The 25,821-nt window shown below is 40.0% G+C and carries 30 protein-coding genes, 1 tRNA gene and 1 pseudogene; 8 read left to right on the forward strand and 24 right to left on the reverse strand.

The features are described from left to right. Positions 1 to 87: 87 nt before the first annotated feature. From trpX to O3793_RS02080, 3 genes are all read right to left on the reverse strand, one after another. Entirely contained in the window at positions 88 to 1,122 is a 1,035-nt protein-coding gene (gene trpX, locus O3793_RS02070) for a tryptophan ABC transporter substrate-binding protein (protein ID WP_048712828.1), read from the reverse strand. Positions 1,123 to 1,671: 549 nt separating this feature from the next. Next, complete coding sequence (locus O3793_RS02075; protein WP_048712831.1) at positions 1,672 to 1,902, reverse strand: hypothetical protein; 231 nt, start codon at positions 1,900 to 1,902, stop codon at positions 1,672 to 1,674. Between the two features lie 61 nt (positions 1,903 to 1,963). Further along, complete coding sequence (locus O3793_RS02080; protein WP_048712835.1) at positions 1,964 to 2,410, reverse strand: flavodoxin; 447 nt, start codon at positions 2,408 to 2,410, stop codon at positions 1,964 to 1,966. 493 nt (positions 2,411 to 2,903) lie between these two features. Here O3793_RS02080 and O3793_RS02085 point away from each other — a divergent pair, with 493 nt between their 5' ends. Further along, complete coding sequence (locus tag O3793_RS02085; RefSeq protein ID WP_371445255.1) at positions 2,904 to 3,788, forward strand: cation diffusion facilitator family transporter; 885 nt, start codon at positions 2,904 to 2,906, stop codon at positions 3,786 to 3,788. 41 nt (positions 3,789 to 3,829) lie between these two features. On the opposite strand, the gene O3793_RS02090 is transcribed toward O3793_RS02085, so the two are convergent. The 3 genes from O3793_RS02090 to O3793_RS02100 form a co-directional block, all read right to left on the reverse strand. After that, positions 3,830 to 4,588 carry a class A sortase gene (locus tag O3793_RS02090; protein WP_371445256.1) on the reverse strand — a complete coding sequence of 253 codons (759 nt, stop codon included), beginning with the start codon at positions 4,586 to 4,588 and terminating at the stop codon, positions 3,830 to 3,832. Between the two features lie 2 nt (positions 4,589 to 4,590). Then, positions 4,591 to 5,211 (reverse strand): class I SAM-dependent methyltransferase, encoded by a 621-nt coding sequence (locus O3793_RS02095; RefSeq protein ID WP_371445258.1) that lies wholly within the window; start codon positions 5,209 to 5,211, stop codon positions 4,591 to 4,593. 251 nt (positions 5,212 to 5,462) lie between these two features. Continuing rightward, positions 5,463 to 5,735 (reverse strand): GNAT family N-acetyltransferase, encoded by a 273-nt coding sequence (locus O3793_RS02100; RefSeq protein WP_371445260.1) that lies wholly within the window; start codon positions 5,733 to 5,735, stop codon positions 5,463 to 5,465. Between the two features lie 175 nt (positions 5,736 to 5,910). Here O3793_RS02100 and cbiM point away from each other — a divergent pair, with 175 nt between their 5' ends. From cbiM to O3793_RS02130, 6 genes are all read left to right on the forward strand, one after another. Then, positions 5,911 to 6,891 (forward strand): cobalt transporter CbiM, encoded by a 981-nt coding sequence (gene cbiM / locus O3793_RS02105; protein ID WP_371445261.1) that lies wholly within the window; start codon positions 5,911 to 5,913, stop codon positions 6,889 to 6,891. After that, positions 6,884 to 7,672: an energy-coupling factor transporter transmembrane component T gene (locus O3793_RS02110; protein ID WP_371445262.1), complete on the forward strand. Its 789-nt coding sequence runs from the start codon at positions 6,884 to 6,886 to the stop codon at positions 7,670 to 7,672. The genes cbiM and O3793_RS02110 overlap by 8 nt, the downstream gene beginning before the upstream one ends. Before the next feature lie 12 nt (positions 7,673 to 7,684). Next, a complete protein-coding gene (locus O3793_RS02115) occupies positions 7,685 to 8,410 on the forward strand; it encodes an energy-coupling factor ABC transporter ATP-binding protein (RefSeq protein ID WP_371445263.1) in 726 nt (241 codons plus the stop codon). Between the two features lie 508 nt (positions 8,411 to 8,918). Further along, positions 8,919 to 9,695: a hypothetical protein gene (locus O3793_RS02120; protein ID WP_371445265.1), complete on the forward strand. Its 777-nt coding sequence runs from the start codon at positions 8,919 to 8,921 to the stop codon at positions 9,693 to 9,695. 42 nt (positions 9,696 to 9,737) lie between these two features. Then, positions 9,738 to 9,950, forward strand: coding sequence for a hypothetical protein (locus O3793_RS02125; protein WP_371445267.1), 213 nt, complete (start codon positions 9,738 to 9,740; stop codon positions 9,948 to 9,950). Positions 9,951 to 9,988: 38 nt separating this feature from the next. After that, positions 9,989 to 10,144: a hypothetical protein gene (locus O3793_RS02130; protein WP_371445398.1), complete on the forward strand. Its 156-nt coding sequence runs from the start codon at positions 9,989 to 9,991 to the stop codon at positions 10,142 to 10,144. Positions 10,145 to 10,428: 284 nt separating this feature from the next. Here the strand turns inward: O3793_RS02130 and O3793_RS02135 are convergent, their stop codons facing one another. Together O3793_RS02135 and O3793_RS02140 are read right to left on the reverse strand one after the other, a co-directional pair. Beyond that, positions 10,429 to 10,692 carry a SemiSWEET family transporter gene (locus tag O3793_RS02135; RefSeq protein ID WP_048714079.1) on the reverse strand — a complete coding sequence of 88 codons (264 nt, stop codon included), beginning with the start codon at positions 10,690 to 10,692 and terminating at the stop codon, positions 10,429 to 10,431. Between the two features lie 260 nt (positions 10,693 to 10,952). Next, complete coding sequence (locus O3793_RS02140; protein ID WP_048714076.1) at positions 10,953 to 11,795, reverse strand: aldo/keto reductase; 843 nt, start codon at positions 11,793 to 11,795, stop codon at positions 10,953 to 10,955. Between the two features lie 157 nt (positions 11,796 to 11,952). Between O3793_RS02140 and O3793_RS02145 the strand changes: the two are divergent. Further along, positions 11,953 to 12,108 (forward strand): annotated as a pseudogene (locus tag O3793_RS02145) (site-specific integrase); the annotation flags it as partial. Positions 12,109 to 12,181: 73 nt separating this feature from the next. Here O3793_RS02145 and O3793_RS02150 read toward each other — a convergent pair. The 16 genes from O3793_RS02150 to radC all read right to left on the reverse strand — a co-directional run bounded on the left by O3793_RS02150 (position 12,182) and on the right by radC (position 25,778). After that, positions 12,182 to 12,254: transfer RNA gene (locus O3793_RS02150), tRNA-Lys, on the reverse strand. Positions 12,255 to 12,373: 119 nt separating this feature from the next. After that, positions 12,374 to 12,724: a type II toxin-antitoxin system PemK/MazF family toxin gene (locus O3793_RS02155; RefSeq protein WP_371445269.1), complete on the reverse strand. Its 351-nt coding sequence runs from the start codon at positions 12,722 to 12,724 to the stop codon at positions 12,374 to 12,376. Then, entirely contained in the window at positions 12,717 to 13,832 is a 1,116-nt protein-coding gene (gene alr / locus O3793_RS02160; protein WP_371445271.1) for an alanine racemase, read from the reverse strand. The genes O3793_RS02155 and alr overlap by 8 nt, the downstream gene beginning before the upstream one ends. 17 nt (positions 13,833 to 13,849) lie before the next feature. Next, positions 13,850 to 14,212 (reverse strand): holo-ACP synthase, encoded by a 363-nt coding sequence (acpS, locus tag O3793_RS02165; RefSeq protein ID WP_048711929.1) that lies wholly within the window; start codon positions 14,210 to 14,212, stop codon positions 13,850 to 13,852. Between the two features lie 75 nt (positions 14,213 to 14,287). Next, positions 14,288 to 14,851 (reverse strand): anaerobic ribonucleoside-triphosphate reductase activating protein, encoded by a 564-nt coding sequence (nrdG, locus tag O3793_RS02170; RefSeq protein WP_371445273.1) that lies wholly within the window; start codon positions 14,849 to 14,851, stop codon positions 14,288 to 14,290. Then, the gene (gene nrdD, locus O3793_RS02175) at positions 14,844 to 17,042 is read right to left on the reverse strand and encodes an anaerobic ribonucleoside-triphosphate reductase (protein ID WP_371445275.1); all 2,199 of its coding nucleotides are present in this window, start codon (positions 17,040 to 17,042) and stop codon (positions 14,844 to 14,846) included. The genes nrdG and nrdD overlap by 8 nt, the downstream gene beginning before the upstream one ends. 164 nt (positions 17,043 to 17,206) lie before the next feature. Beyond that, positions 17,207 to 18,325, reverse strand: coding sequence for a phosphotransferase enzyme family protein (locus tag O3793_RS02180; protein WP_371445277.1), 1,119 nt, complete (start codon positions 18,323 to 18,325; stop codon positions 17,207 to 17,209). 122 nt (positions 18,326 to 18,447) lie between these two features. After that, positions 18,448 to 19,041 carry an ATP-dependent Clp endopeptidase proteolytic subunit ClpP gene (clpP, locus tag O3793_RS02185; RefSeq protein ID WP_048711574.1) on the reverse strand — a complete coding sequence of 198 codons (594 nt, stop codon included), beginning with the start codon at positions 19,039 to 19,041 and terminating at the stop codon, positions 18,448 to 18,450. A 71-nt stretch (positions 19,042 to 19,112) separates the two neighbouring features. Then, positions 19,113 to 19,307, reverse strand: coding sequence for a DNA-directed RNA polymerase subunit beta (locus O3793_RS02190; RefSeq protein WP_371445279.1), 195 nt, complete (start codon positions 19,305 to 19,307; stop codon positions 19,113 to 19,115). Next, on the reverse strand, positions 19,304 to 20,383 hold the full coding sequence (locus tag O3793_RS02195; protein ID WP_371445280.1) for a rod shape-determining protein: 1,080 nt from the start codon (positions 20,381 to 20,383) through the stop codon (positions 19,304 to 19,306). Before O3793_RS02195 ends, O3793_RS02190 begins: the two co-directional genes overlap by 4 nt. A gap of 14 nt (positions 20,384 to 20,397) precedes the next feature. Then, positions 20,398 to 21,039: a Pr6Pr family membrane protein gene (locus O3793_RS02200; RefSeq protein WP_371445281.1), complete on the reverse strand. Its 642-nt coding sequence runs from the start codon at positions 21,037 to 21,039 to the stop codon at positions 20,398 to 20,400. Positions 21,040 to 21,157: 118 nt separating this feature from the next. Further along, positions 21,158 to 21,691: a rod shape-determining protein MreD gene (gene mreD / locus O3793_RS02205; protein ID WP_371445283.1), complete on the reverse strand. Its 534-nt coding sequence runs from the start codon at positions 21,689 to 21,691 to the stop codon at positions 21,158 to 21,160. Between the two features lie 26 nt (positions 21,692 to 21,717). Further along, positions 21,718 to 22,566 carry a rod shape-determining protein MreC gene (gene mreC, locus O3793_RS02210; RefSeq protein WP_285252218.1) on the reverse strand — a complete coding sequence of 283 codons (849 nt, stop codon included), beginning with the start codon at positions 22,564 to 22,566 and terminating at the stop codon, positions 21,718 to 21,720. Positions 22,567 to 22,601: 35 nt separating this feature from the next. Next, entirely contained in the window at positions 22,602 to 23,603 is a 1,002-nt protein-coding gene (locus O3793_RS02215; protein ID WP_371445285.1) for a rod shape-determining protein, read from the reverse strand. A gap of 992 nt (positions 23,604 to 24,595) precedes the next feature. Continuing rightward, complete coding sequence (locus O3793_RS02220) at positions 24,596 to 24,796, reverse strand: cold-shock protein (protein ID WP_039849134.1); 201 nt, start codon at positions 24,794 to 24,796, stop codon at positions 24,596 to 24,598. A 298-nt stretch (positions 24,797 to 25,094) separates the two neighbouring features. After that, positions 25,095 to 25,778: a DNA repair protein RadC gene (radC, locus tag O3793_RS02225; protein ID WP_371445286.1), complete on the reverse strand. Its 684-nt coding sequence runs from the start codon at positions 25,776 to 25,778 to the stop codon at positions 25,095 to 25,097. Positions 25,779 to 25,821 lie beyond the last annotated feature (43 nt).

The following is a 25,821-nucleotide window of genomic DNA, read 5'->3' on the forward strand; positions in this document are numbered from 1 at the left end:
TGAAACGATCAATATGACGTTTAAGTCATATTGTGTATGAATCACCACCTCTTAGAGTTGTTATCATATCAACGTTTCTAAACTATCTTATTTATTTGTTGGTGTTACTTTTTGTGCATCTTTTAAGATACTTTCTGGAATTGTAATGCCTAATTTTTTCGCTTTTTCTTCGTTGACATAAACAACACCTTTGTTTGCTAATGTGATTGGTGTATCGGCTGGGTTTGCACCTTTTAGAACTTTTACAACTACTTTAGCTGTTTCTACACCGATTTGGTATTGGTCAACACCTACACCTAATACTCCACCGTCAGCAACCATTGTATCAGCTGAAGGGAATACTGGCACTTTAACTGCATCTGTTACTTGAACCACTGTTGCCATTGCACTTGCAATTGTGTTATCGATTGGAACGAAGATGGCATCTACTTGGCTTGCTAAGCTTTCAGTTACTTGTTGAATGTCGTTTGTGTTTGCAATCGTCGATACTTTAACTTCTAAACCTAATTCTTTAGCGTATTTTTCAGCTTCTTCGGCTTGTTTTACAGAGTTGTCTTCGCTTGAAGTGTAAAGAATGCCGACTTTCTTCATGTTAGGAAGAACTTGTTTCATGATTTCTAATTGTTGTTTGATTGGTGTACGGTCACTAACACCAGTAATGTTGTTTCCTGGTTTTGATTCACTTGCGATTAAACCAGCTTCAACTGGATAAGTAATCCCACCCATGATAATTGGTGTTTCTTTTGTATTGTTCGCTAACGCTAATGTTGCAGGAGTTGTAATCCCTACTAAAATGTTGTTTCCGCCTGAAACTAATTTTTCAGACATGCTTGCTAAGTTACTTTGGTCGCCTTGTGCGTTTTGAAGGTCGATTTCTAAGTTTTTACCAACTTCATATCCTTCGTTCTTCAATTCGTCTTGTAATCCTTTATAAATGGCATCTAAGGCTGGATGGCTAAGTAATTGTAATACCCCAATTTTAACAGTTTCTGTTTGCGTAGACGCTGTGTTAGTTGCGTTTGTTTCTTTATTTTTATCTCCTGATTGATTGAAGAATAATGCTCCAATGACTACTAATACTAATAATGCTCCGAATAAATAAATGCTTTTGTTCTTTTTCATGATGAATTCCTCCAAAAATTAAATAGTTGTTCGCAAACTCAATTAAAAAAGAGACTACGTATGTTACTACGAGTCTCTCATACAAATAGAAAGACCACGTCAGCTCTAGTCTATAGATCTACGTGGTCGAGTTTGCTTTATAATTGAAATCCACATAGATACAAGTTCACGTCAATGAAGGTTGTATCTATATGTACAAAAGTACGTTAAGAACAACCTGTATCTAGTGGCTTTGCCAACGCGTATTCAATTCTAATACGATACATAAGTGTGCCATGTTCTTAACTCCTTTTCTAGTGATGTGTTCATTATGAACTCATTTGTCTTTAATGTCAACTACTTTTTTTCAAAAAAAAATTGTTTTTTCAGTGTGTATTTTCATTTTCATAGAAATGCTGTTATTTTTCAAACAATATCCTGATATTAATCGTGCTCATTACGAAACTACGCTATGATATCAAAGAAAACTAATTAATTTCCAATTGACCAAAAAAATAAACTCTGAAGTCTCGGCTTCAGAGTTTTCTTTTTGTTTTATTTTAATGGCTTCTAGTCTTCATCCTTAATATCGATGTCTTCAGGAATTGGTTCATCTAAATATTTTTGATACTCCTCCAAAAGACGCTCGCGTTGTTTTAAGAAGAAGTCGAACTGCGCACTGTTTAACAGTAACTCGCCATCCACTTCCACCGTCTTCACTTGTTTTGTTTGGATTAAATGCATGAGATAACCTAAGTCGATTTCCAAATTCTCTGCAGTTTGTTGTACGGTATAATACATCCTTTTCCTCCAATAAAAAAGCTACCCTAAACAAATGGTCTAAGGTAGCTAACATTTATCATTATGCTAAAGCGTCAACAAGACTTTGCGCGAAAGCTTGGATATGTTCGATATCTTCTGCTTCAGCGTTTAAGTCTACTAAGACATTTTCAGCACCTTTTTTGGCACCTGTTTTTGCAAATTGCGCATCAAAATCTAATACTGATTGGCAGAACTTATCGTAGAAAGTATCTCCTGAACCAAGCGCTCCGTAGACTTTTCCTGTTAAATCCTCTTCCTCTAATTCTTCATAGAAGTCGACGATTTCATCAGGTAAGTCGCCATCTGTTCCGTAAGTATAAGTTGCGACAACATTAATATCATAATTATGGAATTCGCTTGCTTGCGCTGAAGTACATTCTTTCATGTCCACTTCCACGCCACGCTCTTCTAATGCTTCTGCTAAAATATCTGCAATCTCTTCTGTATTTCCTGTTAAACTAGCATATACGATCAATGCTGTTGCCATAATACCACTCTCTTTCTCGTTCAATAAGAAGATTATAACAAATCCACCAAACTCCGTCTATTGTTTCTGATTAAAAATATAGGAGAGTTTACAGCAAACTCCACTTTCTCCCTGCACCCTTTTCTCTCAAAGATATAACCTATATAAAAGGTGAGGAGCACACATGAACTCTCTGCACCTCTCCATTTCACGAAGGCGAATACGTAGTAAATCAATTCTTGGCCCTTACGGATTTTATCATCACCATAATAGGGAATGATATTCAATGCGAACTAGTGGGAGTGGTGGCTTGCTTCCTACTCCCACTTTGAGGCTTGAAAGGCGCAAGACCAAGGCTTGCGCCGATATCCTATTATGGTAATGATAATAACCATCCGTAAGGATGACCAAGAATTGATTTAAGCACACTATCCACCGAGTTTTTAGGTATACTTTATCTGTTGCACCCCCTTTTCAAAAGCATTACTATAATAAACGAATTTTATTTTAGGAGATGACAACTTTGCCATTATCTGCAACGGAGCGCCTCAAGCAAGCCGAGCGTGGCGCCATCTTAAGTATCGGCACATACATCTTTTTATCCGCAGCAAAACTGATTGTCGGGAAACTCTTCAACTCAGAAGCGCTCTTTGCCGATGGATGGAACAACTTCACAGACGTGATTTCATCCGTTCTTGTACTTGTAGGATTACGCGTATCGCAAAAGCCAAGTGATGAAAACCACCCCTACGGTCACTTGAAATTCGAAACTATCGCCAGCCTTGCGACTTCATTTATCATGTTCTTTATCGGGATTGAAGTCGTCAGAAACGCCTTCCAAGCATTTCTTAATCCAGTAACGGAGGCTCCATCACTCATTTCTTCTATCGTTGGATTTTTCTCAGGGGTGATTATGATTGGCGTGTACTTCTATAATAAGAATCTAGCAGCACGCATCCAGTCACTAGGGCTAAAGGCAACCGCGAAAGATAACTTAAGCGATGCGATGACCAGTTTCTTGACTGCAATCGCAGTTTTATTTGCCGCTCTTGGATTACACTGGCTCGATAATATCATGGCCTTTGTGGTTGGTCTTCTAATCATCCGCACGGCAGTCGAAGTGTTTATCGAAAGTGCGTTTCAACTGACAGATGGTTTCGACCAAACGGAATTGGATAATTATATCCCCGTTATCTTACGTCATCCCGAGGTAAAAGATATTCGTGAAATTAAAGCGCGTCGATACGGATCAAATGTGTATATCGACTTAACCGTTTGTATGGATAAAGACCTATCCGTCTATAAGAGTCATCAAATCACTGAATTTATTGAAAGAGAACTTTATGATGAATTCGCTATTTCGTTTATCGATATTCACGTAGAACCTTATCAATTCTAAATAACAATCCCAATCACCGCTTTAGTGATTGGGATTTTCTGTTATTTAATCGTATTAAAGTTTAAGTTGAAGGCTTGCTTCACAGTATCACTGACTTCTCCAACTGGAGTCTTCGATACAAATTTTCCTTTGATGCAATAACGGTTTGACGCATTATAGTCATCGCAAGTAATGAGCGTAATCTCTGTCACGCCAGGTTGGTCGTTAATCACTTCTACTCTTGTAGGTTCAATCAATTCGACAGAAGTTGTTTCATATTCATAAACATATTCTAAATCCGTCGTATAAATCTTCTCGCCAACTTTAAGGTTCACAAGTGGTGAGAATAACAGTGTCATGTCGCCAAAGTAATTATGGCTGGCAAGAGCGTAGTTTCCTTCACCCATCTTTTGAGTAGGTTTCATCGTTCCGGCACCTGATAGTAACACTTCGTTTGCCAATCCTTTATAGATTGGTAAGTTTAACTTCACACTTGGGATTGCGATTTGTCCAAGCGTTAAGAATTTTCCTTTATCGAAATTCGCTTTTAACACTTTATCTAAATCAATCGCTTCAACCTTCGAAAAATCAAACTCTGCTTCCTCCCCCTCGTTGGCTTTTACTTCAGCTAAAGTAATGTTTGAAGCAGCTTCAATTTGTTGACTTTGCAAACGAGAAAGCAAGAACGTACGAATTGGACCTGCCGCAAATAAGACCCCAGCAATAATAAATAAAATCGTTGCTAGGAAAATGCGCCAGTTAAATTTCTTCTTTGGCTGCTTTGGTGTTTTTTGATTTCTTCTTTCTTCAATCTTTTCCATTTTTATTCCCCTTTTTCTTTTGTACTCACAAGGATCCAATACCCTTTATCGAGTGCAATGCGTTCTACATTCCCAAAAACCTCTTGCATTTTCTTTTGCGCACTCGGAGCCCCTTGTTTTTTCTGAATCACGATGACGAGTTGCCCTTCTTCTACTAAGTGGTCGTAAGCCTCTTTTAAAATGCGATGCACGACTTCTTTCCCGGCACGAATCGGTGGATTACTAATAATCACTGAATAATCCTTCGCGTGGACATTGTCATACGTATTGCTTTCGTGAATCGTTACGTTCTGAATTCCATTCGCTTCGGCATTCCGTTTTGCTAAATCCATGGCACGTTCATTGACATCGACCATTTCCACAGACATCTCAGGATTTGCCTTTGCATAGGACAATCCCATTGGACCATAACCGCAACCGACATCTAGGAGTTTTCCTTGTGTAAGATGGGTTGGCACCTCATACGATTCAATCAGCAATTGGCTTCCAAAGTCAATCGTGTTTTTCGAGAACACTCCATTATCACTAGCAAACTGGAATGTGAATCCCTTTAAAACATAGCTAAAATGTTTTTCTTGGCTCTTACTATTCGGTTGATTTGTATAATAGTGATTTTGATTCATGAGCGTCTCCTTTTCTATTGGTCTTTGTCCATACTATCATAAATACCCCTTTTTCCAAAACAAAAAAACCCGCTGTTTGGGAACAGCGGGAAAAGGTTAGGAGGGTTTACTAATAAAAAAATGTTGGGAGTTCATTTTTTTACTTGGGAGAAGTAAACCTTAGGTGTTTTATTGGGTATGGCTAAATTATAGTGCTCATTTATGAATAAGTTGTGAATTTAAATAATTATTTATATGAATTAACACTTTTTTTATATTTTTACATCATCGTATTCAGTACTTTTTTCGAATAAAGCAACGACATAAGGACATGTTGCATGAATCTTTAAGTTATCATCTCTAGCAAAGTCTGCTAACTTGTCCACTAATTGGCGCGCTACTCCTTGTCCGCGTAGGCTTGGATCCACAAATGTATGGTTCGCATCAATCACTCCTTCTCCTTTAGGGATATATGTGATTTCAGCATCCATTTCTCCAGCTGCATTGTAATGTCTAAACGCTTTTTCTTCTTTAATAAATTCCATTTGCAAATCCTCCTTAACAGTTCTATCTATAGTATACGACTCTCACCATAGGAATTCTAAGAAAGTGACTCAACATCTATCAGTAACATTTGTTAAACTTATTTTGCAACGAACTCATTTTTTCAGTTGTGATATTCTGTTAACAACTTAGAAAAATATGGACGGAGAATTTGTTATGCATATACCAGATAATTACTTGAGCCCCGCATCATGTGCTGTTTTAGCAGTTGCTGCTGCACCCGTTGTAGGTCTATCCATTACAAAAGTAAAAGCACAATTAAAGGAAAACAAAGAACTAGCACCAATGCTTGGGATTGCGGCTTCTCTTTCTTTCTTATTAATGATGTTTAATGTGCCAATCCCTGGTGGCACTACTGCTCACGCTGTCGGTGGCGTGTTACTTTCAATCTTAATCGGGCCATATGCCGCGAGTCTGGCTCTGACCGTCGCCCTCCTCTTACAAGCTCTTCTATTTGGAGATGGAGGAATTCTTGTACTTGGCGCAAATATCTTCAACATGGCAATCGCAATGCCATTTGTTGGATACGCCGTTTATAATTTCTTCCGTAAACAAAACCATGAAACAGCCGGAGTTCTCGTTGGTTCTTACGTAGGAATTAATGTGGCTGCTTTCTTAACAGCCATTGAACTTGGAATTCAACCAATCATTGCCACTCAAGGAGGCGAACCTCTCTATAACCCTTATGGATTAGCGGTTACGATTCCAGCCATGATGCTGACTCACTTAACGATTGCCGGTGCTGTTGAAGTTTTCTTCACTTATGTCATTTATCGTTTCGTGAAACAAGTGGCACCACAAGAATTGTACACACCTACTTCAGTGAACACGACTTCTTTTGTAAAGAAAATCCGCTATCTCTTAATCGCTTTAGTCGTTTTAAGCCCACTCGGATTATTAGCAGAAGGAACAGCCTTTGGAGAATGGTCAGCAGATGAACTTGCTGAAATGATGAATAGTGTTCCAGCAGGAATCGAGAATGGATTTTCATTCGAAGCTCTTTTCAGTGACTACACAATCCCTGGCACAAATATCGCAGTTGGTTATATTTTATCAGCCATTACTGCATTATTAGTTTTCTATATTTTAGGAAAAATGATTCGAACAATGAATGGAGCAAAAGCATCTCATGCGTAAACTACCTGACTGGCTACAAACCGAAGAAGCACTCGCTGCCTCTTCAAAAAGCCATCAATATTTACAAATGAATATCAACTCATTGCGCCGTCTACTCGGCAAAATGAAACAAACGACACCCGCATTTAAGGCGAAATCTTCGTCTTGGATGCGGCTCGTTTACTTTGTGTGCTTAGCCATTCTGATCACACTCAGCCACTCCACCATCCAACTTTGGATTTTGGCGATTTTCCTATTAGCCCATATCGCCTTTCTTCCAGGTGAAGCACTCCTCCGTCTTTGGAAGGTCCTCACGCGTGTACTCATTTTCACGGCGATTGTGCTCTTACCAAGTATTCTTTTAAGAGGCTTCCAAAATAGTAGCATCTTCCTTGGTCGTACAGGAATCCTTGTCTTAAACCTGTCGCTTTTCTTAGCAACAACGACAAGTGTTCAACTCGTTGAGGCACTTCGCCAGTTGCATTTTCCAAAAACGATGATTCAAACCATTGAACTCGCGATGAAATACACGTATATCCTTGGAAAACACCTACAGCAACAAATCGAATGTGTTCAACTGCGAACCATCGGGCAAAAGGTCAATCTAGGGTTATTTGGATCAATTCTTGGACTCTTGTATTTATCATCGAAAAACCATACGAAAGAAGTCTACGAGGCCATGACGCTTCGAGGCTACGGAATGGACGTTAAACAAAAAGCCCCTTTCCACTGGAAGAAAGAGGACGTCTTATTATTACTCGAATTAATCGTGCTGGTTGCCGTAACAACCGTGCTACGCTAGAAAGGAAAGCTTATGATTACAATTCACGATGGAAATTATCACTACAGTGAAGATATTGGAATCCACGACATTAACCTTCAGATTGATAAAGGCGAAACCGTCGCTTTGATGGGACCGAATGGAGCCGGGAAATCAACACTCTTTAAAATTTTGGTAGGCCTACTGCCGCTCTCTTCGGGACAATATCAATTTAACGATTGGATGGTGGACGCAGACTTCTTAAAAGACCCAAGTAACGCCGGCCATTTATACCAACAAGTCGGTTTGATTTTCCAAAACAGCGATATCCAATTATTCAATACGACGGTTGCTGAAGAGCTTGCCTTTGGTCCACGTCAACTCGGATTACCCGAAGAAGAAATCAACAAGCGGGTGAATGATACACTAGAGCTTTTAGAAATAGAACACCTAAGAGAACGTATTCCCTATCACCTTTCTGGCGGGGAAAAGAAAATCGTGGCGATAGCTAGTGTGCTCACGATGAATCCAAGCGTATTATTGTTTGATGAGCCATTTAACGGCCTCTCACCGAAATACCAACGCCTCATCGCGGAATTACTACAAGAGTTAAAAGCAGCAGGAAAAACGATGATTATTTCCTCTCACCATTACGAACAAATTCAAGAGGTTATCCAACGTGTTCTCGTATTTTCAGAAGAACATACTCTAACTGGTGACTTCACTAAAGAAGAATGGGAAGGCAATCCCGAATTCCGAGAGAATTTTCATCTAGGTTAAATCGTAAATAAACAAAAAAACAAGGCAACTCGAATGAGTTGCCTTTACTTATATTCATTGGACGTTCAGTAACCTCGTCATCTCAGGTACCTCTCTTTGAGGTGCGGCAGGAACCTTTCTGCCCTCAATGAACATTCTTCAATATGATTATAACGTTTATCAGATTCTCCTGCAATAAATTGGTGTTCTTGACAAGCATTGCTAAAAGATTTATATTTTGAGGAAATTAGATTATTTTTTAATTATAAACCGATTATCGAAGGAGTTCCTTTGCGAATATCAACAGGGGAATTTAAATGTAGAAACAATCCACGAGCGCATCGACCGCTTAAGAAAGTTAGTGTAAATTTCCTAGCGCTCAACAATAAAACTATCTTTCAATACGAAGAAGATCCATTGGGTCTTCTTTTTTTGTATCAATTGTTTGAAAGTAGCCAAAATCTATCTGCGTCCCCCGCTTTATGGTATAGTAGAAATACATTTATCTAAGCTATTGAAAGGAAAAAGAATGCTGAAGTTTTCACTGAAAAAGAAAGAATCTCCAGAGACAGCTCCTGGTTCTGGAAAACAAAAGAAATCAAAAAAACGGAGAGTCAATCAAACGGTCGACCGGTACCATGGTCCTTTAATCACAAATGAAGTGAGTCTAGGGTACATTAAATTCTTCCCTTGGCTTATGCTTCCATTTACTGTGTTTCTATATTTTGTTGCAGGGTATAATGACCCAATAGGGATAATTAAGGTCCTATTCTTGAGTGCGACAGTGATAAATATCGTCAGTGCTCTCTTTGGACTCTTTACGCCTTTAATCAATCGCTTTAAGTCTCTAACTTATATTCTAGTGGCCTTAGTCGTTTGGACCGTTACACTCACCTTTACCTTTATCTTCCTACTGATGGTTACCGATGATAAAACACCCTTCAGCGCGTTAAAGCTATACGAGTCCAAGTTGACGCTATTTTATGTCATTCCAATAGTACTTCTATTTATAGTAATGACCATCATTTACGCATGGTATTACCTTCCTCAAAATCAAGGAAAAATTTGGAAAATCAATCGATGGGAAACGTATGAGGTGAAAAGTAAGAAGAAAGAACTTCTTTTCAATATTGCTAAAGTCCTGGGCTTTATTCTATTGGTCATTGCCGTGATTACAGACTACATACAAATGATTTTCGGCTTTTTCTCTGGCGCTTTAATGGCCTTCGCTTTCCCAGCCGTTTTAGTAGATGCCATTTACGCCGCAATCTATATCAAAGACCATCCTGATTACGAAGAGTTGTGATTGCAACAATAAAGAACAAAAAGTTATTGGAGGAATCGTTTTATGGAATTTACTCATAAAATCCCTAGCGTTGAAGCTTATAATCAATTAAGAGTAAATGCTGGAATGAACAGCACTAAACCTCTTTCTGAAGTGAAAAAGGCACTTGAAGGAACTCTTTTCTTAGTTTCTGTTTATGAAGATGATGAACTCATTGGTCTAGGAAGAATTGTTGCGATGGTGGTGTCACTTTTGTCGTATCCGATATTATGGTAGATAAAAAGTTCCAAAGACGCGGTATCGCAAATAAAATAATGGAAATGATTGATCAGTGGTTTGATGAAAACACACATGAGAGTAGTTTTATCACTTTACTAGCTAAAGTTCCTGCAGATAAGCTCTATCGTAAGCATCATTTTTGCTATATTGACGAAAATCGAGTGGGTATGATTAGAGAAAAACAAATGTGAGAATAAACTTTATTTGGTTCTATAATTTTTAGGGTTGATGGAAATTTTCCACCAACCCTATTTTAGTGTATACAAAAAGGCCAACATCCATTATATTAAAAGCGCCTAAACCCAAAACAAAAAGGAATTAAGCAACAATTAGTTACTTAATCCCTTCCTAAAATTCTTCATCAACACTATTTGACAAAGAGCCACCAGAATTCAACAGGAGTGTTTTCTTGTGTCTCATTTTATGAGTGCAGTACCAAACTCATCTCAGCTTTTTATACATACTATTAGATTTGTTAAAGTGAAGTCAAAAAAGTGATTCCACCTAAAATAACACCAGCTGAATTTGGAATGATTAGTACCCAATCCTTTTTAGGTTCTTTTGTCCATCCATAAATAACCCAGATTAAGCAAGATACAGCAGCTACTAAAGGTTGAAATGGTTGAGCTTTATTTCCTTGTAAATTGGCGATAATTTGAGGAATGTAGGCAATAAATACTACAATTCCAATAAAGGCACCAATGGAACCTACAATTCGATTAATTTTTTGTTTTATAATATTCACCTCCAATTATTTTGTCATATTTACCTCCGGTTGTAGAGTATCAAAATGATTGTTAACAGGCAAGGAATATGGTCATTTGTTATTATTATCTGTACAAAATAGAATAAAATGTTTATATTTTTGCAGAGGATAGTGTCAATAACTTTGTGTAAATACAAAGAGGAAGTAGCCCATGAGCCCGCCAGTAAGCATTCTTACGATGGTCTTTAAACCACATGCTAAAAAGCAACCCTGACGAGTTGCTTAAAATCCTACTAAAAATTAACTGTGTCAGGATTATCCTGAGTTTTGATGCCTTGAATCTTATCCAAGACTGCCATATCTTCCTCTGATAAGTCGAAGTCGAAGATATCCAAGTTAGCTTTTATATTTTTAGGTGTCACAGACTTAGGTAGTGGCAAGAAACCTTTTTGAAGGCTCCAACGAAGAGCAACTTGTGCCACAGATTTACAGTTACGTTCAGCCACTGCTGCAACATCTTCATTTCCAAAAATGCCACCTGTACCTAGTGGACTATAGGCTTCAAGAAGGATATCGCGCTCTTGGCAATAGGCAACTAAGTCTTCTTGGTCACAACCTGGAGCCAAGAGGATTTGATTGACATGTGGAACAATTTCAGCTGTTTCCATAAGAGCTTCTAGGTGATGTTGCATAAAGTTAGACACACCGATAGCACGTACCTTACCTTCTTTGTAAGCTTCTTCCATCGCCTTCCATGCACCCGCATTGCCAGCCTTCCAAGCATCATTCTCACGAAGCGCCTTTGGATTAGGCCAATGGATAAGCAAAAGATCCAAATAATCCACACCGAGTCTTTCAAGAGACTCATCGATTGAAGTCTTAGCCAACTCGTAATCGTGTTTATCATTCCAAAGTTTGGTAGTTAGGAAAATATCCTCACGTGCCACATTACTATCAGCAATCGCCTTACCTACAGAAACCTCGTTACCGTAAATTTGTGCGGTATCAATATGTGTGTAACCCGCCTTAAGTGCGAAGCTAACGCTGTTATAGGCCTCTTCACCTTCAGCAATTTGCCAAGTTCCAAAACCAATTTTAGGAATAGCAACCCCATTTGCAAGTGTATATGTTTCCATGATTTTCACCTCTTCTTTTTTAATAGTACTATGTTAAAAAAGATAAGGCAAAAATGCAAAGATTTGCTACGGCCATTATTATGAAAAGTTCCTTACTTCTTTTTCTGCTTCTTCTTAAAGATAACAGCATTTCTTTAAGACTTTACATCCTATTGGCTTCAAATGGCACAAAGAATTTGACCTTGGAGTTATTGCAAAGATTTTAGGTCATAGAGATATTTCAATACTAGTAGAAGTGTATGGACACATCTTAGAAGAGAAAATTTTTGAAGAATTTAATCAAATTAGAGATGTCTGGAAAGATTGCTCATAAAAAACTGTGGGGCAAATTAGTTATAGACAAGCAAAAAAGCCTTGGAAAACCAAGGCTTTTTGCGTATAATATATGCCCCCTACAGGGCTCGAACCTGTGACCCATAGATTAAGAGTCTACTGCTCTACCAACTGAGCTAAGGAGGCATTTGTACTTAAGGTACTTAACCAGTATACTACCATCCCCATGGTAAATCAAGGGAATTTTCTCGAGAAATTCTCCGTTAAAAACAAAAACAGTCCTCTAAATTTTTAGAGGACTATTTTTATTCTAATCCAAGACTCACTTTGAGTCCTGCATCAATAATTTTCATAAAGTCACTATCGACGGTCGTAATCTTTTCAAGAATACGGACTTTATCAATCGTCCGTAATTGCTCGAGTAAGACGACAGAGTCGCGTTCGAACCCGAATTGGTCTTTTTTGATTTCAATATGCGTTGGAATATTGGCCTTTGTATGTTTGGCAGTAATCGCCGCTACAATGACCGTTGTACTAAAGTGATTTCCTACATCATTTTGCACGATAAGGACAGGACGTTTTCCTCCTTGCTCACTTCCAACAACCGGCGATAAGTCCGCAAGATACACATCGCCTCTTACAATCTTATCACTCATTGATATACACCCGTTTCACGCGATCTGAGATGATGCAAAGCACTTCGTAAGCAATCGTTGCTGAACGCTTCGCTAATTCAATAGCGGTAATTTCTTCGTCTCCATCTTTCCCAAGGAGCGTCACCGTTGTGCCTACTGGAAATTCATGCGGTAAGCGAATCATGCACTGATCCATGCAGATACGTCCAACAATTGGACAACGAACGCCGTCCACTAAGACATCCCCTTTATTGTAGGCACGGATAAATCCATCCGCATAACCAACTGGAAGTGTCGCTACCCATTGCTCTTCCTCTGCTGTATAGGTCGCACCGTAGCTCACCGTATCTCCTGCTTCCAGCTTCTTCACTTTCACCATTTCCGTTTCCCAACGAAGCGCTGGCGTTAAGGATGACTCGTCTTTCAGCGCTAAGTCTCCATTGGAAGGATTAATTCCGTAAATTCCAATCCCATATCGAACAATGGCACTATCTCCTGCTCCATGCCAAAGCGCATAAGCGGAGTTCGAGTAATGCACATGTGCTGGTTTGACGCTTAATTCATCGACAAGACGGTGGAACTTCTCGATTTGTTTGGTCAACTGTGTCGTATCTGCTTCATCGGCAGTCGCAAAATGCGTGAAAATGCCTTCGAATTCAAACGGGCCATTTTGTAGCACGGCTTCGACCGCTGCTAATTCTTCCTCGTTGACCACACCGATACGTCCCATTCCAGAGTCCACGGCAATATGCACTTTTAACGGTATATCGTTTAAATACTGAGCGGCTTCTGTTAGCCACTCTACTGAGTCGACACTCGCAGTAATCTTATTTTCTGCTAGAAGTGCGGCATCTTCAACGCGGCTGAGGCCTAAAATTAAAATGGGTTGTGTAAAACCAGCTTGGCGTAGTCCTAGTCCCTCGTCCAGATTCGCTACACAGAACCCTGTAGCACCTGCTTCAACGGCTGCTTTGGCCACCGTAATCATCCCATGTCCGTACGCATTGGCTTTGACAACAGCATACAATTCTTGAGTAGGACTCAACTTCGCCAGTTGTTTTTTTATATTTTGTTTTACAATCGATAAATCCACTACAACTCGTGTATTTCGATGGATTGCTTCTAACATTATTGGTTCATTCCTTTTTATTCGTTGGATTCTAATACGACGACGGCATATGCATCATGATTCGTATGCGTAATGGTGACCCATGTTTTGTGGTCATACCGTTTGCACACAAGGACTGGTTTTCCAGACGCATCATTTAAGACTTCGATATCTTGGAAAGACACGTGTTGTCCAATTCCCGTTCCCAATGCTTTTGCGTAGGCTTCCTTGGCCGCAAAACGTCCTGCGAGAAACTCCACTTTTCGCTTCGTTGGAAGACTATTATATTTCTCTAGTTCTGCTGGAGTCAGTACTTTTTGTAAAAAAGTTTTCGGTTCTGCCACGATTTTTTCAATGCGTGAAAGTTCCACTGCATCCATTCCAAGTCCTGTAATCGCCATTGTCGTCTCCTTTAACGTATTTCATTCCTTCATTTTATCAAAATAATGACCATTTGTCAGAAATTTTATCGTTTCTTATGATTCCCAGAGGCCTTTCCATAAAATGACTTCCCCAGCCGCAAGAGACGCCTGCACATTGATAATGCGCTGGTTGCTAGATCCTCGAAACTGCAAAGTCAAATCCTTCTTGGCAAGTTCAAATCGTCCATCAACTAAAATATCAATCAAGCGGAGTAATTCCAGCTTATCCTCTGTTTCTTGCATCAATTCTTCCCATGTATATCCAGTCCACGACCACACGTCTTTGGTGTGCCCGTATGCTTGTCTGATTGCCTTTACTAGAGAAAGGCAGACACCCGTATTTAAAAACGGCTCGCCTCCAAGAAGTGTTAAACCCTGACAATACGAAGCGCCCACATCTTCAACGATTTGTGCTTCGAGTTCTTTCGTATACGGAATACCATAATTAAAATTTTGCGCGATAACGTTATAACACCCTTCACAGGCAAAAAGGCAGCCGCTCACATACAGCGAGCAGCGTACCCCTTCCCCATCAACAAAATTATACGGTTTATAGCTTGCAATCTTCCCTTGGGAATACTGCTGGCTGGTCCATTCTTTTGGCTTCGGGTTATTCATCCTCTGTCACCCCAAGCGCATAGCGTTCCTTGAGTTTTGGCATATGTTTCACACGCGAAGAAATCTCAACGTGACGCCCATGCACCATCGGACGTGCTTGCGGATTACCAAGATAACCACAAGTTCGTTTCACCACATCACACGTTTGCGGATCATGGTTTTTACACTGTGGACATTCGAATCCTTTACTAGTAGGAGTAAATTCGCCATCAAAACCGCACTTATAGCAGTGATCGATCGGCGTATTCGTTCCAAGGTAGCCAACTTTGTCATAGGCAAAATCCCACACGGCTTCCAGCGCCTTTGGATTTTGACGAAGCACTGGATATTCGCAGTAATGGATAAATCCACCTGAAGAATACACTGGATAATCTTTTTCGAAGTCAATCTTTTCAAATGGCGTTGGATTTTTACGCACATCGTAGTGGAAACTATTCGTGTAGTATTCCTTCTCGGTAATATCTGGCACGAGACCAAATTTTTCGATATCGAGCTTGCAGAAACGGTCTGTCAAACTTTCACTTGGAGTCGCATAAACGCTGAAATGATAGCCATATTCATCACCCCATGCATCGGTATGAGCCTTCAACGCCTTCACGATTTCTAAAGTAAAGGCCTTGGCTTCCGGATTCTTTTCCCAGGCAGGACCAAAGAAGGCTGTTGCGGCTTCATAGAGGCCGATATAGCCAAGAGAAACCGTCGCACGTTTGTTTCTAAAGAGGACGTCGACTTCTTCGCCATCCTTCAATCGTTGGCCAAACGCCCCGTAGTGATACAAGACAGGCGCATTGTCGCGAGTCGCTTCCTTACAACGTTCCACACGGTACACGAGTGCATCTTTACAAATCGCGAGTTTTTCCTCAAAAATCTCCCAAAACTTTTGAAGAGATCCGTCTGCTTCGAGCGCAATCCGAGGAATATTAAGAGTCACAACCCCTAAGTTCATCCGTCCATCGTTCACCTCTTGGCCGTTTTCGTCCTTCCACCCTTGTAAGAATGAACGGCATCCCATCGGCACCTTAAAGCTTCCTGTTAAACGGACGATTTGGTCATAGCTTAATACGTCTGGATACATGCGTTTTGTCGCACATTCCAACGCCAATTGCTTCACGTCGTAGTTTGGGTCATTGGCTTCCAAGTTCACGCCACGTTTCAAAGTGAAGACGAGTTTCGGGAAAATGGCAGTTCGTTTTTCTTTGCCAATCCCTTCCATACGCACTTGCAAGATGGCCTTTTGAATACAACGTTCGAAGTGATTCGTTCCGAGTCCAAATCCAAGTGTTGTAAATGGCGTTTGTCCTTGTGAGGTATAAAGCGTGTTGATTTCATATTCTAACGATTGCATCGCATCATAAATATCTTTTTCCGTCTTCTTCATCGCATAGGCTTCTTGACGGTCTTCTCCTTCAATCCAGACTTTTGCATCTGCTAAATGCTTTTCGTAATTCTTGGCTGCATAAGGTGCTAGTAACTCATCCACACGGTTAGCAGAACACCCACCATACTGACTGCTTGCCACATTGGCGATAATCTGCGCCATTTGTGCGGTAGCTGTTTGGATGGATTTAGGAGATTCCACTTCTGCATTTCCAATTTTAAAACCGAGCCCTAGCATGTGCTCGAAGTCAATTAAGCAACAGTTCGTGAGCGGCATATATGGATGATAGTCCAAGTCGTGATAATGGATGTCGCCTTTTAAATGCGCATTGGCCACGTGCGGCGGAAGCATCTTCAAACCGATAATCTTCCCAACCGTCCCAGCCGTTAAGTCGCGCTGTGTATTAAAAACTTTACTATCTTTATTCGCGTTCTCGTTGACGACGCTAGCTTCTTTATTCGTTAATCGTGAGAGCGCCCATTGAAAATCCAACTGATTCTTACGGCGTAAATCACGGTCTACACGGTAGGAGATATACTCTTGTGCAAGCTCTGATTCCCCATCTTCAATCAGTAAATGTTCAATGATATTTTGAATTTCATAAATCTCAATCGTATCGTTAAAGCGTCTTGAAATCTCCGCGAGGACATCCTCGACGATGCGACCAAGCACTACCATCCGCTCGTCGCTTAATGTACCATTCAATCCGATTTCCGCTTTTTCAATCGCACGTTGAATTTTTTCCTTCTGAAATTCGACTTGTCGGCCATCCCTCTTCGTGACCGATAATGCTGTTAATGTCTCTACACTCATCACGATTCCTCCTTAAACTCTAGTCCTTATTTTAGCACTCAAAAAATAAAAATCAACCCCTAAAAACACAATATATTGTGTTTTATAATCGTTATAATTTACAACATATAGTGTGTGAAACTACAAAAAACTCCCTGACAAATCTGTCAGAGAGTCTGAATTTCTTATTTTTGTGCGTTCTTAACAGCTTCGACCATCTTATCCCACACGTTTTCCATATCTTGTACCAATTTCAATTGCGTACGTGCACGGTCCAAGTTTTGTCCTGGACGAGTCGTTGCGTAATAAACGTCCCCATTGATATAGTCCGTCAAGAAACGAATCCCTTGTTCGAGCGTAATGACACGAGCTCCCCAAGGTAAGTATTTGAGTTCGGCTTCCGTCAAGATGCCGTTTGTTCCTTCGATAAAGCCTTTCACGTAAGTTTCGTATAAGTCGAAATCAAAGTTCACTTTTGATAAATCAGGTTCGTCCTCGGCGCAGTCGTTTGCACCAAATCGAATCGAATCCCCAAAATCAAATAACACTAAGCCTGGCATCACTGTATCAAGGTCCACGATGCAAAGCGGTTCTTTCGTTTCACTGTCGAACATAATGTTGTTTAATTTTGTATCATTGTGCGTTACACGAAGCGGCAATACGCCTTCATCCAGTAAATCATATAATAAGAAGCGGTCCGCTTTACGATTTTGGATAAATGCAATCTCTTCTTGCACCTCTTTCACACGGCCAACGCGATCTTCTCTAATCGCTTCTTCCAACTGTCTGTAACGATTACGTGTATCGTGGAATTGCGGAATCACTTCGACCAATTGGCTTGCATCGAAGTCGTTTAAGTCATAGGCAAAACGACCAAATGCTTTCGCTGTGATGTAAAATTGCTCTGGACTTTCTACTTTATCTAATGAATAGCTATTTTTCACTGAATCATAAATACGCCAGTAGGTTCCGTTATCCAAGTTAGCTGTTAAATGGCCATCTTTTGTACGGATGACACGAAGCGTTTCACGAGCAGCATCGCGCCCTTCTGCTTCGTATTTCTCACGAAGATAAGTCGTTACCTTCTCGATATTTTCCATTAATCCACGTACATTTGGAAAAATTTTATGATTAATCGCTTGTAAAACATATTGTTTTTCTTCATTTTCATGTGTATGTGTAATTTGATAGGTTTTATTAATTAATCCATTTCCTAAAGGTTGAATATCTACCAATTCTCCTGGTAATTCATAATATTCATATGCCACACGTGCATTATTTAATGGATTTCCTTCTGTTGTCATAACCTTTTCCCCTTTTACCTTCTAACAAGTCGTATGTGTCTATTGTACCGCTTTCACTACTAAAAAGGAAGATATACGGCGAAAAAAAAGCAGAAGAACTATTAGTTCTTCTGCAGTTTCTGTTATTTCATTTCTTTTGAGCTTTCCATGATCGCATCGATTAAGCCGTATTCTAAGGCTTCTTGTGCTGTCATGTAGTTATCACGGTCTGTATCTTTTTCGATACGTGATAATTTTTGACCTGTTTGTTTTGCCAAGATTTTATTTAAACGTTCACGTGTTTTTAAGATTTGACGTGCTGCAATTTCGATTTCTGTCGCTTGCCCTTGTGCTCCGCCTAAAGGTTGGTGGATTAAGATTTCAGCGTTTGGTAATGCAAAACGTTTCCCTTTCGCACCAGCTGTTAATAAGAATGAACCCATTGATGCTGCTAGACCCATCGCGATTGTTTGAACGTCTGCTTTAATGAAGTTCATTGTATCGTAGATGGCTAAACCAGCTGTTACACTTCCTCCTGGAGAGTTAATATACATGTAAATATCTTTCTCAGGATCTTGTGCATCTAAGAATAGTAATTGCGCGATAATCGCATTCGCCATATCGTCGTGAACAGGTCCGCTCACCATGATAATACGGTCTTTTAATAAACGTGAGTAAATGTCATAAGCGCGTTCTCCGCGTGAAGACTGCTCGATAACTGTTGGAATTAAATTCATAGCATTTCCTCCATATTCTGCTTTTGTTATAGTCTACTTCAATAGTCAATAAAGGTCAATCTATCTGCTTACTAGTTAATAAAGTTGAAAATCTTGTCCCATACTTCTTTTGAGAAAATATCAAATGGATTGTGACCTTCACCAAGAACGGCATAACCAACCATTAAGCCCAGTGCAAATAAGATGACTGCGATAATCACGAAGATTAAGACACGGAGTAGCGCCGTCAATAATAAGTGACCACTATTTTTCAATTCTTGATTCATGCTTCTTCTTTCCTTTCATCATCAATCATATTCGCAGTTGGGTTCATTACGACTTTCTTAGAACTGAAGAGTCTTCTTAGCCCTGAGAAAATACCACGATCTGCTTTAATGCGGTTTAATAGGATTCCTGTTCCAATTGCCACACTTTGAAGAGGATTCTCTGCCACCATCACAGGAACTTGTAGCTTCTCAGAAAGCATACGGTCGATTCCTTGGATGAGTGCTCCGCCCCCTGTTACCATCACGCCGCGTTCGATAATATCGCCTGCGAGTTCTGGTGGAGTCGCTTCGAGTACGAGTCTAGCTTCTTCGCCAATCGTATCGAGCATTTCTTTTAAGCAATGATAAATTTCATTTGTATAAATGGTAACGGTCTTCGGTAATCCAGTCGTCATATCGCGACCTTTAACAATCATATCCGACTCGTTTTCCACTTCAATCGCGCTACCTAGATTAATCTTGATAGCTTCAGCGGTACGGTCCCCGATAATGAGTTGATATTTGTCTTTAATATATTCCGAAATCGCAAAATCCATATTGTCGCCGGCTAATTTAATCGAACGGCTTGTGACCGTTGAGCCCATTGAAAGAACGGCGATATCACTTGTTCCGCCACCGATATCGATGACCATGTTCCCAATTGGAGAGAAGATATCCAGTCCAACGCCGACTGCTGCCACTTTTGGTTCTTCCTCTAAATAAATATTGCGTCCGCCGCATTTAATCGCCGCTTGGATAATGGCTTTTTGTTCGACTGTCGTAATATTTGTTGGTGTACAAATCAAAATATCTGGTTTTGAGAACCAACTATTTAAGTTTAATTTTTGCATGAATAATTCAAGCAATTGCTCAGTAACTGCGATATCCGCAATCACCCCACCCTTTAATGGATGGTGCACATTGATTTCTTTTGGCGTACGACCTACCATTTGGTACGCACGTTCACCGACTGCAATCACGTCGCCATTACGCTCATCTAGCGCAACGAGTGACGGTTCATTTAAAATAATTCCACGATCTTTTAAGAACACTAAAATATTTGCGGTTCCTAAGTCGATTCCAATATCTCGAACCATGAAAGTCTCCTCTCTTATAAACGTTCCTTCGTTTTGAATCCATTTTTAAATACGAAAAGAATATACGAGCCGATTAAGAAGGCTACGGCTAATCCTAAACAATATTGCAAGACGCCAACAAATCCATATTTATCCACATTCAAGAAAAAGTACGGAAATGGACCATCTTTGTTATTTCCAATCGGAATACGTGTGATGAGTGCAATCGCCACAGATACAATCGCATAGACAAGCGGCAATAGCGTCCACGTGAACGGATCATACCACTTGTAGCAATGCCCTTTATCAAAGACGATGCAGTCGACTAGCGTTCCAAATGGCACAATATAGTGCGACAAGAAATTCTCAATCGTCCAGAACTCTTCTGCTGTCTTTTGTGGTGCTAACATAAAGTGATATACCAGCCCCGTTAGAAGAATCGCAACCGTAACGCCACCTTTCAAACGAAGGTCCATCTTACTCCAATGGCCACTCTTGCGGTATTTAAAGAGCAAGTACACCATAAATACTCCAACGAGTAGATTCGATTGGTTCGTATAGTAACGAAGTCCATGCCACCCGTGAAGCGTCATCTGCATTAGAAAACCGACAATCGCACAGGTCGCGATGATTCCTTTCGAAATAAGACTTGCTTTTAAAAATGTTGCTCTCTTCATTCAATTCCTCTTTCTCTTGATACTAATTCTCTTTATTATACCATATCTATCGCCTTTGTCAGTACTATTAACGTGTAATCAAAAAGGCTTGGCCATAAACAGCCAAACCTTTCTCCTGTTATGCTCTACGATGGTTCATTAAGTCATGTGGACTAACGACCGGTGTTGAGTTCACCCATCTAGCAAAATTGCGAAGCGGGAGATATAAAATATAGTAAATCACGATGTTTAACATTAAGGTTGCCCCGAGTCTTACTACTAAGAACTCGTTCCAATCCATGCTCGCCACTCCTCGTAAGGCATACACGAAGTAAACAGAGACTTCGGTGAAGCTTAAGAAGCATACAAGTGCAAGCCCTAATGTAAATGGATTTTGAAGGATGTTCGAGCGAACTAAACGAATGATTCGTACAATTACTGCAAACAGCGCCATATAAACACCAAGGACGCCTGAGTAGTAACTGTCCACTAAGAATCCTGCAACGACTGTAAACCAGAACATGGATTTATGGTCAATCATAAAGTTTAACATCACGACAGCGATAATAATCATTCGAGGTGTTAAGCTATAGCCTGAGAAGAGGAATAATTTTGAAAAATGATTCGTTAACACTCCATCGGCTAAGAAAGCAAGAATATAAACAAATAACACCCAATAAACTCTTTTTGAGATGCGCATTATTGCCCCTCGCTTTCGCTTGTACGAATAACAACCGTCACGTAACGAACGTCATTCGTATCCGCTGCTGGACGAATTTTCACTTCTTTATACAAGCCAAAACGGTCCATCGCCACTTCTTCAACCGTACCGATATATAGTGAGTTTGGAGAAATACCACCGAGACCACTTGTCACGACTTTATCCCCAACTTTGATATCTTGAGTTGCTTGAATTTGGCTCATCACTAACATATTGCTTTTATCATCATAGCCAGTGATGGTTCCGTAGATTGGTTCTTTTTCGTTTTGAATCATCGCTGCTACACGCACTAATGTATTATCGGCATTCGATAATAGCGCTACACGTGCACTCGTTGGATTCACGTCCATAACTTTCCCTACAAGTCCATTATCACTCATAACAGACATTTGTGGTTGGATGCCGTCATTTGATCCTTTGTTAATCGTAATGACATCACGCCATGTGTCTGGATTACGCGCAATCACCGTCGCATTCACTAACGTATAATCGTTTAGTGTATCTTGCAACTTGAGCGTTTCCTTCATTTTTTGGTTATCACGTTTTAACTCACTCAATTGAACTTCTAATTCATGAATGGTATCGATTTTTTGTTTTAACGATTGATTTTCTTGATACGTATTTGATAAATCACTCACGCTATCGATAAAATCATTAATACTATTTGCTGGATAAGAGACTAATCTTCCTAGAATATTGGTTACATCATTAACACCTTGAGTCACGATATTACTGCCGTAAGTAATGGAATACATGATCAATGCTAATGCCGTGATAATTCCGATTACCCAACCAATTAGTTTCTTATTTGAAAAAATTGGATTCACATCATCACTCCTCTTTATTTATTTTTCAACGGACTCTATTTTTTCATTAATGATGGATTTGCTAAAATCGCACCTGTTCCTAATGCCACACAATCGAGTGGATCATTGGCCACAAAGGCTGGTACTTGCGTTTCCTTCGAAATCATCTCAGCAAGGTGACGAAGCATTGCGCCTCCACCTGTTAACACGATTCCATGATCAATAACGTCCGCAGAAATTTCTGGCGGTGTTTGTTCCAATACATCTTTTACTGCGTCTAAAATTTGATGAATGATTTCACTCATCGCAACTGCAATTTCTTTTGCAGGTACTTCAACAACACGTGGTAATCCCGTAACCATATCACGACCACGCACTTGCATGCTACCTTGTGCTTTTTCAATAGAAGCTGAACCTAACATAATTTTTAATTCTTCAGCCGTACGTTCCCCAATGAGTAAATTGTACGTCTTACGAACGTGCTGGACGATAGACTCGTTTAACTCGTCTCCTCCGACACGAATCGAACGGCTATTCACGATTCCACCAAGCGAAATCGTCGCAACGTCTGTCGTACCGCCACCGATATCGACAATCATGCTTCCAGTTGGGTCTGTGACAGGAAGTCCTGCCCCCACTGCAGCCGCGAATGGTTCTTCAACCACGTACGCTTCTTTAGCTCCTGCATATTTTGTCGCGTCTAAAACGGCTCTTTTTTCAACGTCTGTAATGCCGCTTGGCACACAAATAATGACCACTGGTTTAAAGAATGAGCGGCCTACAATCGACTGAATGAAGTATTTCAACATTGCTGTCGTTGTATTGTAGTCAGCGATTACGCCATCTTTCATTGGGCGTAATGCCACGATATTTTCTGGTGTTCTACCAATCATTTCAAATGCAGATTTTCCTACTGCGATAATTTCTTCTGTAACGATATTTTTTGCAACCACGGAAGGTTCACGTGTGACGATTCCCTCATCTTCTAGATAAACAATCGTGTTAGCTGTGCCTAAGTCAATTCCGATATTTTGTGCTTTAAAATTTAATGCAACCACACTGTTTCCTCCTTAGATAATTCTTCTACAGACTTGGCTGTAAGAATTCTATTCTAGTATAGCAGAATTTAGCTTTTTATTCTTGTATTTTATAGATTTTTAGGAAACTTTTTTATTTCGTAATATTAAAGCGTTTTCTGTAACACTTTAGTGATTTTTCAGTAGAGAAAACCTTTCGGTTAAAAAGCTGAAAAGCAACGAGAATGTGCTTCGTAAATTAGTATTTTGGAAAACTACGAGCACCTTCGGATATCTTCATAGGAACAACAATAGCTATACCGGAACGAGCCTCGGTCTCGTTTCCTATCGAGCTTCAAACTGACTCTAGGAAATCAATTTCCAGAGTCAGTAATTCACATCGATTATGACCGCTATTATTATTCCTATAGAATCCGAAAGCTCTTCGTTTTCCGAAGTACTTTCTAATGTTGGCTTTTTAACCTGAAAGGTTTTCTTGAAAAATCACCGTGTTCCGTTTCATAAAAAAACAATCATCTAAAAGCAAACTTCCTTCAAAAAGAACCCTTCGGCTGGAAAGGGAGAGACAATAAGGGATTTTGTGCTGTTTTGAAAAACTACGAGCACTTTCGGATGTCTTCATAGGAATAACAATAGCTATACCGGAACGAGCTCAGGTCTCGTTTCCTATCGAGCTTCAAACTGACTCTAGGAAATCAATTTCCAGAGTCAGTAATTCACATCGATTATGACCGCTATTATTATTCCTATAGAATCCGAAGGCTCTTCGTTTTTCAACAGGCGATACGCCATGTTTCTCCCATTCCAGCTAGGGATATTCTGACAAAAAATTATAAAAATTTTGAAACGGCCTTATGAAATAAAAAGTACAAAAAATAAAAAGAAATTCTTGGGAGGAGGACAAATATACCATATATGGACATGGCCAAATTTGTGCTTTTTAGGCTTACCCTTTTCTATTTTTGCGCACAAAAAAACCACCGAAAAACCGGTGGTGTCAAAGTTAATACTAATTATAGTTTAACTACGTTAGCTGCTTGTGGTCCACGAGCGCCTTCTTCAACATCGAATTGAACTGCTTGTCCTTCTTCTAATGTTTTGAATCCTTCTGATTGGATTGCTGAGAAGTGTACGAATACATCGTTTCCACCTTCACGTTCGATAAACCCAAAACCTTTTTCTGAGTTAAACCATTTTACTGTACCTTGTTCCATGAACATTTCCTCCTTGTGCCATAGCACTTGTTATTGATATTCTTGCTAATGGTTCGAAAGGAGTAATATCTTACACAATTTCTTTACATAACAAAAACACAAGCTAAGTATAACATCTCACAGGCAAATTTGCAAGAGTATTTCCGATTTCACTGAGAATTAAGTAGAACAATTGCCGTTTCGTGCGTTTTTTCCGAATCGTTTCGTTAATTTTCAATATTATTTTTCGTGAAAATTGAAAACAATCTGTTTTCATCTTTTTCTAAAATTCAACTTTTCACATTCTTTTGAGTCATTTTTAAAAAGCCCCGAATTCTTTTAAAGAAATGTACTCCTCTCCTCCGACTACAAAATGATCTAGAAGCTCGATCCCCATGAGTTCACCACATTCCATCAAGCGACGTGTAAAATCGATATCCGCTTGTGAGGGTTCAGGGTTTCCGCTTGGGTGATTATGGCCAATGATGACGCGTGCCGCCGAAAACCGTACTGCCTCCCGGAAGATTTCTCTAGGATGCGCCACTGCACTGTTCAGCCCACCGATGAAGATCATTTTCTTCTTGATAATCTCGTTTTTCGTGTTCAAATACAAGGCGACAAGATGTTCCTGATAGGCATCCTTCAACTCCTGCACAATCCACTGGCCGGCCATCTTGGAGGACGTAATCTTCCCGAGTTTCATTTGCGCGGCATTGCTTAAGCGCACACCCAGTTCCATGGCTGCCTTTAGTTCAATCGCCTTGGTTCTGCCGATTCCATTAATCTGCATGAGTTCGTCCAGACTCGCCATCTTCAGCGAATGCAAGTCCTCGAAGGTGTTTAAGACAACGACCGCCAGCTGCAGGACGTTTAAATCCTTGGACCCTGTTCGCAGTAATATCGCGAGTAATTCATGCGTTTCAAGCACTTTAGCGCCATACCGTTCGAGGCGTTCTCGTGGCATGGCGCTTAAAGGTACTTCTAATAATTTTGATTCAATCATTGTGACACTTCCTCTTTGTTTTCTCTACAAAGAGTTACGATAT

Origin of the sequence: Granulicatella sp. 20925_1_28 (genome assembly GCF_041433575.1) — a bacterium.
Classification (GTDB): domain Bacteria; phylum Bacillota; class Bacilli; order Lactobacillales; family Aerococcaceae; genus Granulicatella.

Excerpts from the sequence above, each read along its gene's own strand:
- trpX (WP_048712828.1), bottom strand. The coding sequence starts at position 1,122 with ATGAAAAAGAACAAAAGCATTTATTTATTCGGAGCATTATTAGTATTA.
- O3793_RS02075 (WP_048712831.1), bottom strand. The coding sequence starts at position 1,902 with ATGTATTATACCGTACAACAAACTGCAGAGAATTTGGAAATCGACTTA.
- O3793_RS02080 (WP_048712835.1), bottom strand. The coding sequence starts at position 2,410 with ATGGCAACAGCATTGATCGTATATGCTAGTTTAACAGGAAATACAGAA.
- O3793_RS02085 (WP_371445255.1), top strand. The coding sequence starts at position 2,904 with ATGACAACTTTGCCATTATCTGCAACGGAGCGCCTCAAGCAAGCCGAG.
- O3793_RS02090 (WP_371445256.1), bottom strand. The coding sequence starts at position 4,588 with ATGGAAAAGATTGAAGAAAGAAGAAATCAAAAAACACCAAAGCAGCCA.
- O3793_RS02095 (WP_371445258.1), bottom strand. The coding sequence starts at position 5,211 with ATGAATCAAAATCACTATTATACAAATCAACCGAATAGTAAGAGCCAA.
- O3793_RS02100 (WP_371445260.1), bottom strand. The coding sequence starts at position 5,735 with ATGGAATTTATTAAAGAAGAAAAAGCGTTTAGACATTACAATGCAGCT.
- cbiM (WP_371445261.1), top strand. The coding sequence starts at position 5,911 with ATGCATATACCAGATAATTACTTGAGCCCCGCATCATGTGCTGTTTTA.
- O3793_RS02110 (WP_371445262.1), top strand. The coding sequence starts at position 6,884 with ATGCGTAAACTACCTGACTGGCTACAAACCGAAGAAGCACTCGCTGCC.
- O3793_RS02115 (WP_371445263.1), top strand. The coding sequence starts at position 7,685 with ATGATTACAATTCACGATGGAAATTATCACTACAGTGAAGATATTGGA.
- O3793_RS02120 (WP_371445265.1), top strand. The coding sequence starts at position 8,919 with ATGCTGAAGTTTTCACTGAAAAAGAAAGAATCTCCAGAGACAGCTCCT.
- O3793_RS02125 (WP_371445267.1), top strand. The coding sequence starts at position 9,738 with ATGGAATTTACTCATAAAATCCCTAGCGTTGAAGCTTATAATCAATTA.
- O3793_RS02130 (WP_371445398.1), top strand. The coding sequence starts at position 9,989 with ATGGAAATGATTGATCAGTGGTTTGATGAAAACACACATGAGAGTAGT.
- O3793_RS02140 (WP_048714076.1), bottom strand. The coding sequence starts at position 11,795 with ATGGAAACATATACACTTGCAAATGGGGTTGCTATTCCTAAAATTGGT.
- O3793_RS02155 (WP_371445269.1), bottom strand. The coding sequence starts at position 12,724 with ATGAGTGATAAGATTGTAAGAGGCGATGTGTATCTTGCGGACTTATCG.
- alr (WP_371445271.1), bottom strand. The coding sequence starts at position 13,832 with ATGTTAGAAGCAATCCATCGAAATACACGAGTTGTAGTGGATTTATCG.
- acpS (WP_048711929.1), bottom strand. The coding sequence starts at position 14,212 with ATGGCGATTACAGGACTTGGAATGGATGCAGTGGAACTTTCACGCATT.
- nrdG (WP_371445273.1), bottom strand. The coding sequence starts at position 14,851 with ATGAATAACCCGAAGCCAAAAGAATGGACCAGCCAGCAGTATTCCCAA.
- nrdD (WP_371445275.1), bottom strand. The coding sequence starts at position 17,042 with ATGAGTGTAGAGACATTAACAGCATTATCGGTCACGAAGAGGGATGGC.
- O3793_RS02180 (WP_371445277.1), bottom strand. The coding sequence starts at position 18,325 with ATGACAACAGAAGGAAATCCATTAAATAATGCACGTGTGGCATATGAA.
- clpP (WP_048711574.1), bottom strand. The coding sequence starts at position 19,041 with ATGAATTTAATTCCAACAGTTATCGAGCAGTCTTCACGCGGAGAACGC.
- O3793_RS02190 (WP_371445279.1), bottom strand. The coding sequence starts at position 19,307 with ATGAATCAAGAATTGAAAAATAGTGGTCACTTATTATTGACGGCGCTA.
- O3793_RS02195 (WP_371445280.1), bottom strand. The coding sequence starts at position 20,383 with ATGGTTCGAGATATTGGAATCGACTTAGGAACCGCAAATATTTTAGTG.
- O3793_RS02200 (WP_371445281.1), bottom strand. The coding sequence starts at position 21,039 with ATGAAGAGAGCAACATTTTTAAAAGCAAGTCTTATTTCGAAAGGAATC.
- O3793_RS02220 (WP_039849134.1), bottom strand. The coding sequence starts at position 24,796 with ATGGAACAAGGTACAGTAAAATGGTTTAACTCAGAAAAAGGTTTTGGG.
- radC (WP_371445286.1), bottom strand. The coding sequence starts at position 25,778 with ATGATTGAATCAAAATTATTAGAAGTACCTTTAAGCGCCATGCCACGA.